This is a genomic window from Streptomyces capoamus, assembly GCF_014654935.1.
Classification (GTDB): Bacteria; Actinomycetota; Actinomycetes; order Streptomycetales; family Streptomycetaceae; genus Streptomyces; species Streptomyces capoamus.
This window is the reverse complement of record NZ_BNBF01000003.1, coordinates 438,088-450,827: the sequence shown is the minus strand read 5'-3', so window position 1 is coordinate 450,827 and position 12,740 is coordinate 438,088. Positions and strand designations below refer to the sequence as shown.

General features: G+C 71.1%; 10 protein-coding genes and 3 pseudogenes. 3 read left to right on the top strand and 10 right to left on the bottom strand.

The features are described 5' to 3' along the window. Nucleotides 1-61: 61 nt before the first annotated feature. Entirely contained in the window at nt 62-436 is a 375-nt protein-coding gene (locus IE312_RS07985) for a winged helix-turn-helix transcriptional regulator (protein WP_053212341.1), read from the bottom strand. 174 nt (nt 437-610) lie between these two features. Here IE312_RS07985 and IE312_RS07980 point away from each other — a divergent pair, with 174 nt between their 5' ends. Continuing rightward, a complete protein-coding gene (locus IE312_RS07980; RefSeq protein ID WP_189979665.1) occupies nt 611-1,483 on the top strand; it encodes an SDR family oxidoreductase in 873 nt (290 codons plus the stop codon). 28 nt (nt 1,484-1,511) lie between these two features. Here the strand turns inward: IE312_RS07980 and IE312_RS07975 are convergent. Continuing rightward, a pseudogene (locus IE312_RS07975) lies at nt 1,512-1,773 on the bottom strand (transposase); the annotation flags it as partial. A gap of 297 nt (nt 1,774-2,070) precedes the next feature. Between IE312_RS07975 and IE312_RS07970 the strand changes: the two are divergent. Continuing rightward, nucleotides 2,071-2,613, top strand: coding sequence for a DUF4232 domain-containing protein (locus IE312_RS07970; protein WP_189979663.1), 543 nt, complete (start codon nt 2,071-2,073; stop codon nt 2,611-2,613). 21 nt (nt 2,614-2,634) lie between these two features. Here IE312_RS07970 and IE312_RS39210 read toward each other — a convergent pair. The 7 genes and pseudogenes from IE312_RS39210 to IE312_RS07940 all read right to left on the bottom strand — a co-directional run. Then, a pseudogene (locus IE312_RS39210) lies at nt 2,635-2,784 on the bottom strand (IMP dehydrogenase); the annotation flags it as partial. A gap of 152 nt (nt 2,785-2,936) precedes the next feature. Beyond that, the gene (locus IE312_RS07965) at nt 2,937-4,064 is read right to left on the bottom strand and encodes an SWIM zinc finger family protein (protein WP_229899279.1); all 1,128 of its coding nucleotides are present in this window, start codon (nt 4,062-4,064) and stop codon (nt 2,937-2,939) included. A gap of 127 nt (nt 4,065-4,191) precedes the next feature. Further along, nucleotides 4,192-7,149, bottom strand: coding sequence for an SCO1167/SCO6262 family helicase (locus tag IE312_RS07960; RefSeq protein WP_189979660.1), 2,958 nt, complete (start codon nt 7,147-7,149; stop codon nt 4,192-4,194). An 894-nt stretch (nt 7,150-8,043) separates the two neighbouring features. Further along, nucleotides 8,044-8,868: a TIGR04222 domain-containing membrane protein gene (locus IE312_RS07955; protein ID WP_189979658.1), complete on the bottom strand. Its 825-nt coding sequence runs from the start codon at nt 8,866-8,868 to the stop codon at nt 8,044-8,046. A gap of 568 nt (nt 8,869-9,436) precedes the next feature. Continuing rightward, the gene (locus tag IE312_RS07950) at nt 9,437-9,805 is read right to left on the bottom strand and encodes a peptidase inhibitor family I36 protein (RefSeq protein ID WP_189979656.1); all 369 of its coding nucleotides are present in this window, start codon (nt 9,803-9,805) and stop codon (nt 9,437-9,439) included. Nucleotides 9,806-9,842: 37 nt separating this feature from the next. Next, nucleotides 9,843-10,331, bottom strand: a complete 489-nt coding sequence (locus tag IE312_RS07945) for a hypothetical protein (RefSeq protein WP_229899278.1) — start codon at nt 10,329-10,331, stop codon at nt 9,843-9,845. Nucleotides 10,332-10,376: 45 nt separating this feature from the next. Next, nucleotides 10,377-10,739 carry a hypothetical protein gene (locus IE312_RS07940; RefSeq protein ID WP_189979652.1) on the bottom strand — a complete coding sequence of 121 codons (363 nt, stop codon included), beginning with the start codon at nt 10,737-10,739 and terminating at the stop codon, nt 10,377-10,379. A gap of 270 nt (nt 10,740-11,009) precedes the next feature. On the opposite strand from IE312_RS07940, the pseudogene IE312_RS07935 reads away from it, so the two are divergent. Then, a pseudogene (locus IE312_RS07935) lies at nt 11,010-11,288 on the top strand (hypothetical protein); the annotation flags it as partial. A gap of 264 nt (nt 11,289-11,552) precedes the next feature. On the opposite strand, the gene IE312_RS07930 reads toward IE312_RS07935, so the two are convergent. Beyond that, entirely contained in the window at nt 11,553-12,602 is a 1,050-nt protein-coding gene (locus IE312_RS07930) for an LLM class flavin-dependent oxidoreductase (RefSeq protein WP_189979650.1), read from the bottom strand. Nucleotides 12,603-12,740 lie beyond the last annotated feature (138 nt).

The window sequence follows — 12,740 nt, the reverse complement described above, 5'->3', positions numbered from 1 at the left end:
CGATTGTCGGGCCGGTCTCGGCGAGGCGGCCGTCTATGACCAGACCGCTGGCCGCCGCTGACTACCTGGTGCGCTCAGTGCGGTCGTCGTACTCTTCGCGGGCGGTGATGACTTCTTCGATGTGCAGCACGGACCACTCCGTGAGCGCCTTCAGCGGTTCCCGTAGGGTCTGGCCGAGCGCGGTCAGCTCATACTCCACGTGCGGCGGCACCTCTGGGTAGACGGTCCGGCTGACCAGCCCGTCGCGTTCGAGGGTGCGCAGCGTCTGGGTGAGCATCTTCTCGCTCACGCCCGCCAGCGCCTGCCGGAGCTGGCCGAACCGGGAGGTCCCGTTCCGGCCGAGTTCGCCGAGCACGAGGACCGCCCACTTGCTGCCGATCTGGTCGAGCAGGTCCCGCGACGGGCAGCCGCGCTCGTACGGATCGAATGACGGCATGGGCCCGGTCACATTCTCGACAGCAGCCATACGGCTCACCTCAATGCTTTCGCTGCGGTAAGTACCCTACCAAGAAGTGGCTACTCCCCAACAGAGAGTGTCCAGGTCATTCTGTGTTCCATCCCGCGGCGGACGGACCGCGGCAGGCGTGCAGGGCACGCGCGGAAGGAAGGAATGACCATCATGCCGATCGTCGTCACCGGAGCCACCGGCCAGCTGGGCAGGCTCACCGTCGAGGCACTGCTGCGGCGCGGGATCCCGGCCGCGGACATCATCGCGACCGGCCGGGACATCGCCGGGATCAAGGATCTGGCCGACCGAGGTATCACGGTACGCCGCGCCGACTTCGCGGACACCGACGGCCTGGCCGAGGCATTCGCGGGGGCGGAAAGGCTGCTGCTGATCTCGGCCTCGGTCCCCGTGCGCGAGCGGGTCGCCAACCACCGCCGCGTGATCGACGCCGCGGCGTCCGCAGGCGTGTCGCTAGTGGCGTACACGAGCACGACGCACGCGGACACGGCCACCACCGTCATCAGTGCCACGCACGGCGAGACCGAGGCGTATCTGCGGGACCGCGGAATCCCCAGCGTGCTGCTGCGCAACGGCTGGTACCTGGAGAATTACACCAGCCAACTGCCGCAGATCCTGCAGAACAGCGCGGTCGTCGGCGCCGCAGGCCAGGGGCGGATCAGCGCCGCGTCCCGCGCCGACTACGCCGAGGCCGCAGCGGTCGTCCTCACTGCTGAGGGCCACACCGGCGCCGTGTACGAGCTCGGCGGCGACGAATCCTTTACCCTGACTGAGCTCGCCGCCGCGATCTCTGCTGCGGCCGGAAAGCAGGTCACCTACGCTGACCTCCCGGTGGCCGACTTGGCCCAGGTACTGGTCGCCGCGGGCCTACCCGCCGAGCTGGCGGAGGTCCTCGCTGACGCTGACCGCGGCATGAACCGCGGCGAGATGTACACCGACTCCGGCGACTTGCGCCGCCTGATCGGCCGCCCGCCCGTGACCCTGGCCGAGGCACTCGCGGCCGCCCTGCATCACTGAGGTCGAACGTGTGATGTGGCCGGGTTGCTCAGGTGGGTCTGATCGTCAGGCCGGTCTCGGCGAGGCAGCCGTCTATGAGTTCGCGGGTTGAGGTCGGGTGTGTAGGGCGGCAGATAGCAGATGGTCAGCCAGTCCCGGGCCTCGGCGAACTTTTGCAGGTCGGTGGCCTTGTGGACGTTGAGGTTGTCCCAGACGAGAACGATCGGGCCCCCGAGCTGCTGGTGTGCTGCGATCAACAGGTCCCGGTAGTCGCGCCAGGAGAAGCTCTTGCGCCCATCGCGACGGCCGTCGGAGCAGCACATCGCGCGCCTCTGGCAGGGACTGGCCGCAGGCCATCCTGCGCAGCACGGCCCGGTCCTGCGGTAGGAGGGCCGGGCCCGATGGCTTTCCCTGTGGCCGCACCAGCCGGGGCAGGGCCTACGTCAGGAGTGCGGGGACGGCGTCCTCGGTCGTCCAGTCCCCGTCGAACAGGGCGGTGAAAGATTGCCCGGTGCAACGAACCGCCGCCGGTCATCAAGCGTCTAAAGGTGCGTGGGTGCGCGCTGACCTCGCGCACCGAGTCGTATTCGAGGGGAACCGATCACGTCATGAAGACCAAAACGGCCACCGTGGCCCTCGCGGCGATCGTCGCCACCGGCACCGCCGTCGCCGCCGTCCCGGCCTCGGCTGCCACCACCAAGGCCGCGCCGGCGCGTTGCCACACCGCCGACCTGAAGGCCGGTTTCGCCACCGGGGACGACGCGAAGCCGGACATGGGGCGGGCCGGGAAGCAGACGCAGGCGTTCATCTGGTTCACCAACAAGAGCAACCACGCCTGCACCCTGTCCGGCTTCGCCGGTGTCGACATGGTCGGCGCCCAGAGGACCGACGGCACCTGGTCACTGGCGCGCTCCTCCAAGAGGCCCACGAAGATCACCCTGGGACGGGGGGACACGACGGACTTCAGCATCAACCTGCTCCCCGTTGCCGGGTCCACGCCGCAGAAGAAGAAGTTCGTCCCCGCGACGTTCCAGGTCACCCCGCCGAACGAGACGAAGCACTTCACCCTGAAGTGGCCGTTCGGTGGCCAGATCCTGAAGCAGGACGGAGCCACCCACCCGGGCACCTACCTCAACCCGATCGGACAGTAATCCCCCGCGGCCGCGCGGTCGGGGCCCCAGCAGGGCTTTGACCGCGCGGCGCTCGTCCATCGCCCGCCAGCCCTCGGCGACCTGGGCCAGGGGCACGGTGAGATCGAAGACCCTGCCCGGCTGGAACCGGCCGGGCAGGACGCGGTCGATCAGGTCGGGCAGGAAGCCGCGGGCGGTGTCTGGCATCGCCGCAGTCGCTGCTCAACGCTCGGGCTCCTGGGCTGCCGCCCCTCCCCCGCCGCCCCGTCGGCCGATGCCTGCTCGCCCTGTCCTGTGTCGGCGACCGCGTCCCCGGTGAGTGGCGCCTCTCCGCTTCCCGCGGTTCAGCCGTCGATGAGGTCGGCGAGGGCCTCGGCCGGGTCTTCGTGCGGTGCGGCGGCCGGCCACCACCGGCCGTCCTCCTGCCGGTAGGGGTACCACCGGCCGTCCCGGCCGTAGCGGAGCTGGAGTCCGCGGCCGGCCAGCGTCCAGTGATTGTCGTGCATTTCGATCTCGGGAAGTTCGTCCTGCTCCCAGCCCGCGGCCAGGGCGTGGCGGGCGCGGGCGGTGTCCTGGTACGGCGGCGTCCAGACCTCTTCCAGCACGTCCAGCCCGGTGCTGCCGCCCCAGCGCCATGCCGCGACCGCCCGTTCGAACCGCTGCGGGTTGCCGGAGGCCTCCCGCAGCCGGGCCAGGACCCGGGTGTCAGGTCCCGTGGCCGCGATGCGTACGCAGTCCCGCCACAGGTCCAGCGGTGCCGGCGGTGCGGCGGTCAGTCCGTGGGTGTACGCGAGCAGTTCGCGGGCGCGCAGGGCCGCGCCGTTGATCAGCAGCTCGAGCGGGTCGGTGCCGATCGACGCGGTGGACGCGTGGGCGGTGACGGGAGGCGTGGGCAGCGGCGGCAGCGCGGGCAGCGCCGCCGGAGCGCGCCCGAACATCTCCTCAGCGGGGATGCCGTCGGGCATCGACGGCGCGGCGGGCTTCGTGTCCTGCCGCGTACCAGCGCTGCCGAGACCGCCCGCGATCGCCTGCAGCAAGACGACGGAACGCAGTTCCTCCTGGGCCTCCGATGCGCTGCGCCCGCGCAGCAGGAGCAGCAGGAACGGGTCCTCGTCCAGCAGCCAGGACGCTTGATAGCTCAGTGCGGCCGCGTGCGTGCAGACGTACTCCAGGGCGTCGCAGTCGCAGTCGGCCTCCAGGTCGGCGTAGCCGGGCAGCAGGCTCACCCGTGCGTCCTCGGCGGCTTCCAGCAGGTCGGGCGGCAGTTCACCGGCGAGCATGCCGTCGGCGACTTCAGGCCGTTCAGCGGTCTTCTCCCAGAGCGACTCCCATGCGGCGTCGTCGAGTCCGTGCAGGGTGAGCACCGTCCGGAACGGGTCGCCGTCCTCGTAGCCGGTGGTGGACAGGCGGCCGGGGCTGACGGTGATCGGCCCTAGCTGGCCGGTGCGCGCGTAGGCGCGGCCTCTTTTCAACGCGTCTCCGTCGAGGGAGGTGTCCTCCAGCGCGTCCGCCCAGGCCTTGCCCCACCAGGACTGACCGCGTACCCGGCCGCCGCGGCGCGCGGCGAAGGCCGGAAAACCCCGTGCGTGCCGTTGCCGCTCATCCCTCGCTCCTCAGCTGGACCAGGTTGGCCAGCTCGTCATTGGTCAGTTTGGTCAGCGACTGCTCTCCGGAGCCCAGTACCGCGTCCGCGAGGTCCTTCTTCGCTTCAAGCAGGGCGGCGATGCGGTCCTCTACCGTGCCCTCGGAGATCATCCGGTGGACCTGGACGGTGCGCGTCTGCCCGATGCGGTAGGCGCGGTCGGTGGCCTGGGCCTCCACCGCGGGGTTCCACCAGCGGTCGTAGTGCACGACGTGGTCGGCGCGGGTGAGGTTGAGCCCGGTGCCGGCCGCCTTCAGGGAGAGCAGGAACACGGGCACCTCCCCGTCCTGGAACCGGCGGACCATCTCCTCGCGGCGCGGCACCGGAGTGCCGCCGTGCAGCAGCAGAGTGGGCACGCCGCGTGCGCGCAGGTGCGCCTCCAGCAGGCGCGCCATGGTGACGTACTGGGTGAAGACCAGGACGGCGCCGTCCTCCGCGGAGATGGTGTCGAGCAGTTCGTCGAGCAGCTCCAGCTTGCCGGAGCGGCCGGCCAGGCGGGTGTCCTGCGATTCCTTGAGGAAGTGCGCGGGGTGGTTGCAGATCTGCTTCAGGCCGGTGAGGAGTTTGAGCACCAGGCCGCTGCGGGCGATGCCGTCGGTGGACCGGATCTGCGCCATGGTCTCGCGGACGTGGGTCTCGTACAGGGTGCGCTGCTCGGCGGTGAGGGCGACCGGGTGGTCCGTCTCGGTCTTCGGGGGGAGTTCGGGGGCGATGCCCGGGTCGGACTTCCTGCGGCGCAGCAGGAAGGGACGGACCAGTTCGGCCAGCCGCTGTGCGGTGGAGCCGTGTTCCCCCTCCTCGCCGGGTGGTGGTCCGAATGCGGCGCGCTCCGCGCGTTCGGCCTCGATGGCGGCGGCCCAGCGGGCGCGGAAGTGGCTGTGGCTGCCCAGGAGCCCGGGGGTGGTCCAGTCGAGGACGGCCCACAGTTCGGAGAGGTTGTTCTCGACCGGGGTGCCGGTCAGGGCGATCCTGACGTCGCAGGGGATGAGCCGCAGGGCCTTCGCGGTGCCGGAGTGCGGGTTCTTGACGTGCTGGGCCTCGTCCGCGACGACCGCGCTCCAGTGGTGCGCGCCGAGCCGTTCCGCGTCCAGGCGCATGGTGCCGTACGTGGTCAGGACGAAGCCCGTCGTGGCGCCTTCCAGGGTGCGCTGGGGGCCGTGGTAGCGGCGGACGGGTGTGCCGGGGGCGAACTTGCCTATCTCGCGCTGCCAGTTGCCGAGGAGGGAGGCGGGGCACACGACGAGGGTGGGGCCGGCGCTGTCCGGGTGCTCCTGGCGCAGCAGGTGGAGGGCGATGAGCTGCACGGTCTTGCCCAGGCCCATGTCGTCGGCGAGGCAGCCGCCGAGGCCCAGCGAGGTCATGCGGTCCAGCCAGCGCAGGCCGCGCAGCTGGTAGTCGCGCAGGGTGGCGTCGAGGGCGGCGGGCGGCTCGACGGGTTCGTCGCTGCCGTCCGGGTCGGCCAGGCGGCGGCGGAGGGCGAGCAGCCAGGAGCTGGGGGCGACCTTCACCCGGGTGCCGCTGATCTTGATGTGCCCGGTGAGGGCGGCGGCGAGTGCCTGGATGGCGGTGAGAGGTTTCAGGTCACGTTCGCGGATCTTGCGGGCGGTGTCGGTGCCGATCAGCACCCAGTGGCCGCGCAGCAGGACCAACGCCTGGTCGGCGGCGGCCAGGTGGGCGTTCTCCTGCTCGGTGAGGGGCTGGCCGTCGAGGTCGAACTGCCAGCGCAGGCCGACCGTGCCGTCACCGCGGAAGAAGGACCGCAGGTCGGTGGGCGGGGTGCGGTCCCCGCCGACGACGGCGCGGGGAACGAGAGAGCGGACGGCGTCCGTGGGCCAGAGCACCTCGACGCCCTGGGCGGCGAGCCGGTCGGTGGCGCTGCCGAGCAGGTCGCGGACCTCGTGGTCGGCGAGGTCGAGGGCGGAGGGCACCGGCAGCAGCCGCGACAGGGGCGGCCAGACCTCGGCGGCCCGCCGTACGGCCGCGATGGTGTTGTCCTGCGCGCGCCGTCCGAATCCGGCGGCCTCGACCGAGGCGAACAGTTCGTCGGCGTCGGCGATGCGGGTGGGGTCGTCAGGGCTGGAGACCTGGGGCACCAGGCGCAGCGCGGGCGGCTCGCCGTCGCCGGCGGGCACTAGGTCCACCCGCAGGGCGAGCCTGATGCCCGAGGTGAGCCCCCGGGAAATCTCCTCGGCCCAGGCGCGCAGCTGGGGGACGTACTGCGGTTCCATGGCGGCGAAGGCCGACCGGCCGGCCGCGGCCGGGGCGGCGGCGGTGCGCGGCAGGGTGTCGGCGACCGCGTCGACGAAGGAGCGGAGCAGGTCGGCGATGTCCGGTAAGAGGAGGGGGCCGTCCTCGGGGACGGCCAGCGGGGTGGCGAGCGCCTCGGCCGGTGCGGCGGCGGCCAGTTCGCGCAGGTACTGGACGTCCTCGGGGGTGAGCGGACCGGCCCGCCAGGTGTCGTGGTGGGTGGCGGAGACGCCGGCGAGGACCCGGCCGCGGGCGACAAGGTGCAGGCTCGCGGCGGTGGCGGCGCCCCAGAACGCGGCGGACGCGCTGGGGGCGGGGTCCGCGGGGTCGCCCGGGTGCACCTCCCGGGCGTGGAGGCGGCGGGCCAGGGTGAGGGCGGGCAGCGCCTCGGCCACGGTCAGCCGCAGGACCGGGAAACGGCACACGGTGAGGGTGCCGCCCTCGTCGATGACCAGGTCGGCCTCGCCGCTGTCGCCGAAGGGCAGTGCGTCGAGGCCGGCGCCGGGCAGGCCGTCGGGGCCGGCGCCTGGCAGGCCGTCGGGGCCGCTACCGGGCAGGCCGTCGGGGCTGCGGAAGGCGAGTCGTCCGGTGCGTGGCGGGTCGCCCGGCTCGAAGACCACCGCGCACTGCGCCAGCAGGTCCGCCTGCTCACGCGACATCCACACCATCTGTTCCGCCCCCCTGATCCGGCCGTGCGGTCAACTTCCTTCGTCAACACGGCGCTTGATCCAGTTCCGGACGTAGGCGTATCACACGGGAGCGGTGCGGCGCATATGGAGGTTGTGCCCGATGACCGGTGCAGCGAGGGCCTCCAACTGCTGACCGCGCGCCGGCAGGCCATCACCCCCGCCGGCATCACCATCCGCCACCGCACCTACGACGCCGACCTCCTCGCCCCTGCCGAAATGGGAGATCCACTACAACCCGCGCGACGTGCGCCAGATCTGGATCCGCCTCACCGAGAGCGAACTCACCGAGCTCCCGTGGATTCACCGCGCCCACGAACCCACAACACCCCAGGCCAACAAATACTCGGCACACCAACAAACCCACTCTCGGCGTCAGTCGACGGCCTGCCTGGACCAAGTAGGGCAAGGCCAGTCCCTCGCCGCGCCGGACACCTTCCCCGCGCCGGAGGAGGGGGGCGGCTGGGTCTGCGCGTCAGTCGGACAGCGAGCGCCCACAGGCCGTCGCACGGGCCAGACCGAGAAAGCCGGGGGCGTTTTTTCCTGCAGGCGACGGAACACCCCGTGCCCGCACATCAAGCGGGCATCCCGCGCACCAGACGTATGGCGTGCACTCGCCCGCACGGGCGGGGAGGCAAGCCGCGTCGTAGCCCGGGTCAGGTCGTCAGCCCGCCGGCCCGGACTCGGAGGCTGGGACGTCGGCGGGCGATGGGTTCGGGCGCGCCACGGGCTACGTCGACCCTGGCCTCCACCACCAGTTCCGGCGCCACGAGGGTGACGTACGGGCGCTCGCGCGAGCGGGGAGACCGACGCACCCTCGACGCCCCACCGACACCAGCACTGGGCCACGGGCGCCAGGGCACGGACGCCGCAGCGCTAGACCCCGCCTAGCCCCGGCCCGTCTCCGATGGGCGACCCGCTGTACGCCGGGAGCCGCACGGCCTCCCACAGCGCCGGCAGCCGCTCACGCAGCCCCCAGCAAGCCACCTCGCACAGCACCACCGTGTCGCCCTCACCCCGGCCCGGGCCGCCGTCCGCCGAAGGCGCCCACTCCCCCCTCCGGCAACGCCGCTCGTACTTGGCGAGGGCCGCACGCCCCCGCTGCGTCGCCCCCTTAGGCAGCCAGTCCGTGCCCCAGCGGAACAACTCGCCCCCACTCACCGCGGCCACGGCCACCCCCAGCACGACCAGCACCGGACCGTGCCGCGCCAGGGCGAATCCCACAGCTACCAGCCCCAGCACCGCCGAGACCACCCGGGCCATGAGCGACGCCGCGTCCGCCGCCTCGTACACCCGGTACCGGGACGGTCTCACCACGAGCTCCAGACCCGCCAGCCGGTCACCCACCGCGTCGATGGCCGGGCAGCGGCCCAGTCGGCTCAACCGCCGCCACATCCGCCGCCGCGGCCCCGGACCCACCACCCGCACGACCGCGGCCTCCACCGCATCACGCGGAACCGGATCCAGGACCGTCACCACCTTGTCCTGCACGGACAGCCGCCCCTCCAGCAGCATCACCGCCATCGCCGTCTCGGCGACCCGCTCACCCCCACCCGACAGGAATGCCACGTCGTACAGACCCAGCCGCTCCCGCCGCCCCGCAACGACCGGGACGTCCAGACGGCTGTACGCCCACCGGAACCACGCACCCGCGCCCCAGGCCGACCCGCAGGCCACCCCCAGCAGCACCCACCACACCACGGCGCCCCCTCCCCACCGCCGCACACACCCGGCGACGACCCGTCCCCCATATGCCCCCGCCCGGACAAGGTCATCCATCCGGTGGCGACGCTCCCGCCGCTCCCCCGGCCTCGGAACAACGGGACCGCCATTGACGCTAAACCGGTGATCTTGACCGCCTAGCTCGTCGATCGGTTCATGTCCGCTGCGAGGGCGGCGGAAGCGCGGTGGTTCGCCGGTGGCGTCGGCTCCACCCGCACGAGGTTCGTCCGCAAGCATCGCCCGACAGGGCAGCCCGAATAAATTCCAGGGCATCTGGAGTGCGAAGCCGAGACGGTTGTGATCCCCTCGCCGCTGGTCGGCTCTTCCACGAACCGTCCGTTGCTGATCCTGCGGCTTCTCCCCGCTCCCCCGGCCCACCACCGTGCAGGATCCAATGGTCGGAGCCCTGTGCGCACCCTCGTGCGAGTGTTCTCGCCGAGCGCACACCTGGCGCGGCGTCGACGCGTCGACGCGTCGACGCCGCGCTGCAGACGGCGCTACTGCCTACCGTCAACGGGCTCTCAACACCGCGGGGCGCAGGCGTGATTCAGCAACTCATCTTCCATGTGTGGGAGTCGCCGCTGTCGTTGCCCCAGCTGTCGTACGGGATCTCCTGTCCGGGGGCGAGACACACCGTACCGAGGCCGACCCAGCCCGGGTTCTCGTAGACCTGGACATGGTCCTTGATGCCGGGGCCCGAGATGCCGTGGTTGGCCCAGGACGAGTCCGCGTCCTCGATGCCCGGCTCCCAGTTGCCGTCGTCGCCCGACCAGTTCCAGCGCTGGCCCCCATAGTTGGCATCGGTCCAGGCGCAGAAATTGCCGCTCGGGCACTGGGCGGCGTACGCGGTGGTGGTGACGGCGGCGCCGCCGATGGCGAGCACGACAGCGGTGACCAGGGCAAGGGGATGCTTCATGAAGGGGTTCCTTTCGCAGGTGTCTCGGAGAGGGGACTCAGGTGTCCCGGTGGCCGGCGCCCCGCAGGACCCGGGCCGAGGTGTCGAGTGCGTGGGAGCGCAAGCGGCGCCATTCGGTGAGCTCGGAGTGGTGCCGGACGCGGACAGCACTGAGGCTGGTTTTCCGGTAGGTGGCCTCCGACTTGAGGTTGTTGACTACGGTGGAGACCTCGAACCAACGCTTTTCGTCGCCGTAGAGCGTGCGTTGAGCGGCCGCGAGGCAGCCGTCGGTGTGGGCGCGTACAGGGACGCCGTTGGCGAGGATCAGGGAGAGTTCGGCGGGTGGTCGCCCGAACAGGGCGTCGGCAATGCGCTGTTGTTGCGCGGAGCTGCGCGGTCGCTGTCCTGGCCGGGGCGGGGTAAGGCCCTGGCGGGTCAGACAGCGGTCGGTGAGCACCTGTTGTGCGGCCTTGATGGTGTCGTCGGGTGACAGGGAGTGCGGTGCGGGGCGGCTCGCGCAGCCGCTTTGACAGAGCAGCGCGATCACGACGAGTGGGAGCCAGTGGGCTCGCGGTCGGAGATGCACAGCGGGTCAGCCCTGGTCGCATCCCATGGGGTTGTCACTGACCCCGTCGAGTTTGTTCGCCCATTCCCAGTTCTCGGAGTAGTCGCCTGGGCGGATCTCCCGGTAGAGACAGCCGACGGCGGTGTAACTGATGGCATAAACGCTGACGTTGACGCTGGAAACGAAAGAGACGGCGTGGCGCTGCGTGCTGTTCTCGGCCTCTGCGTAGCCGGGTGGCCCGTAGCACCATGCCTGGCCGTGCTGGCCGATGTCGGTCCAGAAGCAGACCTGTCCTGGCCCCCTGGCCGCCTGGGCCGTCACCGTGGTGCTCGGTAGGAGCGCGGCCGCGGCGGCGAGCAGCGTGAGGGCGAATGCGGAGGTTCGTTTCATTAGGCGGCCCCAAACGGTCGACACTACTGTGTGTGACCATGCTGCCCTGCCGTTGACCCGGGTAGGGACATCTTCCCCCATATCGGTGACAATGTGTGACTGTCATACGAGGGTGGCAATCGTGCTGCAGGCAGAAATCGGGTCGTACAGCGCGTCGATACAGAAGGCGCCACCGAGCAATGCTGCTCGGGTGAGCCCCGAGTCTGCGGCAAAGAGCACGGGGCATGCACTGGAAATGCACCGCGCAGGGCGCTCCTGGACTGCACCTGTACCCGGGTCACCGCGGCCTTCCATCACCTGTCGGCCGTGCCGCTGACCGACCCGTCCATCGACACCATCAACACGGACGTCATGGCCCTCGGGGACCGGCGCACGGACACGGACCTCGTACTGGCCCTCGTCGACCGCATCCCAGGCATGCGCGGCGTCTATGCCGGGCGACTGCGCAACGCTCATCAGATCGAGGCGTTCGTGGCCAACCTGATCTCCGTCAACAACGCCAGCCCCCGGCCCTGCGACCCCGTCCCGTCCAGGATGCCGACGACCTGACCGGTGACGTCAGGAGCGGCGGTTGGTGGTGACTGGGGAGGCGGTCGGCGCCATGGTGGTCCCTTCGATGGTGCCGGGTCCGGGGACCCGGGTGTGTGATCGCTGGTGACGAAACGGGCGCCCGTGAACGGCCCCCAGCGGACGGTCGACAGTGAGCTCGGGGCGGGGACGCCGCGCCGGGGCGGGCGAGATGACCGCACGGGGGCCTTCGCGTGGGCCTGAGCGTTGGTCGCGGGGGCTGGGTCCGACCACCGGGAGAGGGGCTTATCGGGTGTCGAGCGAGCGGACGAGGTCGATGCCGCGTCCCAGGTTGTCCAGCCGGGCCCCGAGGGTGTCGCCGGCCGGATAGAGGCGGACGGTGTCCACGCCGGCGGCGTCCCAGTCCCGGAGCCGGTCGCGGACCATCTCCTCGGTGCCGATCAGGGTGGTGGCCAGGACCATCTCGTCGGTGACCAGGGCGGTGGCGCTGTCGCGGTCCCCGGCCTGCCAGCGTTCACGGATCCGTGCGGCGACGTCGGCCCAGCCCTGGCGGCTGTAGGCGTTGTTGTAGAAGTTGGTGGAGCCGGATCCCATACCTCCCAGGGAGAAGGCCAGTTCCTTCTTGCGGCTGCCGACGACCTCGGCCAGCCGGCGCTCGTCGGAGACGATGTTGATCTCGGCCCCCTGGCAGACGTCGAGGTCGGCGCGGGTGCGGCCGCCCCGGGCGAGCCCGGTGTCCAGGTGGGTGAAGTAGGCGTGGGCGCCCTCGGGGACGAAGCTGGTGCCCAGCCAGCCGTCAGCGATCTCACCGGTGAGTTCCAGCATCCGCGGGGACAGGGTGGCCAGGTAGACCGGTATCCGCACCGGCTCGACGCTGAGCCGCATCGGGCGTCCCTCGCCTCCGGGCAGTGGGATGGTGAACTGCCGGCCCTGGAAATCGATCTTCTCACCGGCGGAGGCGCGTCGGACGATCTCGACGGTCTCCCGCATCCGCGTCAGCGGCCGCGCGAACGGTATGCCGTGCAGGCCTTCGATGACCTGCGGCCCGGACGCTCCCAGCCCCAGGATGAAGCGGCCGGCCGAGAGGTGGGCGAGCGTCATCGCGGTCTGCGCGATGGTGACCGGGGACCGAGTGCCGAGTTGGATGGCCCCGGAGCCGAGCAGGATCCGCTCGGTACGGCCCGCGAGATAGCCCAGCGGCGACGGGGCGTCGCTGCCCCATGCCTCGGCTACCCAGCAGATGTCCAGGCCCAGTTTCTCGGCCTCCAGGACGAACTCGACGGTCTCGCCCCAGGTGCCGCCGCCAGAGGCCTCGATGGTGGTCGCTGTGCGCATCACTTCTCCCGTTCGGCCAGTTCTTTGAGGGCGGCGAGGTTGGACTTGATACCGGCCTCGAACTCACGCAGTCGCACGAACACGATCTTTTGTTCCTTGTCCGGCATCGCGTCGATCGCCGCGCTCAGCCCGGATCGG

Coding starts and splice junctions, on each gene's coding strand:
- IE312_RS07950 (WP_189979656.1), bottom strand. CDS start 9,805: ATGAAGCATCCCCTTGCCCTGGTCACCGCTGTCGTGCTCGCCATCGGC.
- IE312_RS07960 (WP_189979660.1), bottom strand. CDS start 7,149: ATGGTGTGGATGTCGCGTGAGCAGGCGGACCTGCTGGCGCAGTGCGCG.
- IE312_RS07980 (WP_189979665.1), top strand. CDS start 611: ATGACCATCATGCCGATCGTCGTCACCGGAGCCACCGGCCAGCTGGGC.
- IE312_RS07985 (WP_053212341.1), bottom strand. CDS start 436: ATGCCGTCATTCGATCCGTACGAGCGCGGCTGCCCGTCGCGGGACCTG.
- IE312_RS07930 (WP_189979650.1), bottom strand. CDS start 12,602: ATGCGCACAGCGACCACCATCGAGGCCTCTGGCGGCGGCACCTGGGGC.
- IE312_RS07940 (WP_189979652.1), bottom strand. CDS start 10,739: ATGAAACGAACCTCCGCATTCGCCCTCACGCTGCTCGCCGCCGCGGCC.
- IE312_RS07970 (WP_189979663.1), top strand. CDS start 2,071: ATGAAGACCAAAACGGCCACCGTGGCCCTCGCGGCGATCGTCGCCACC.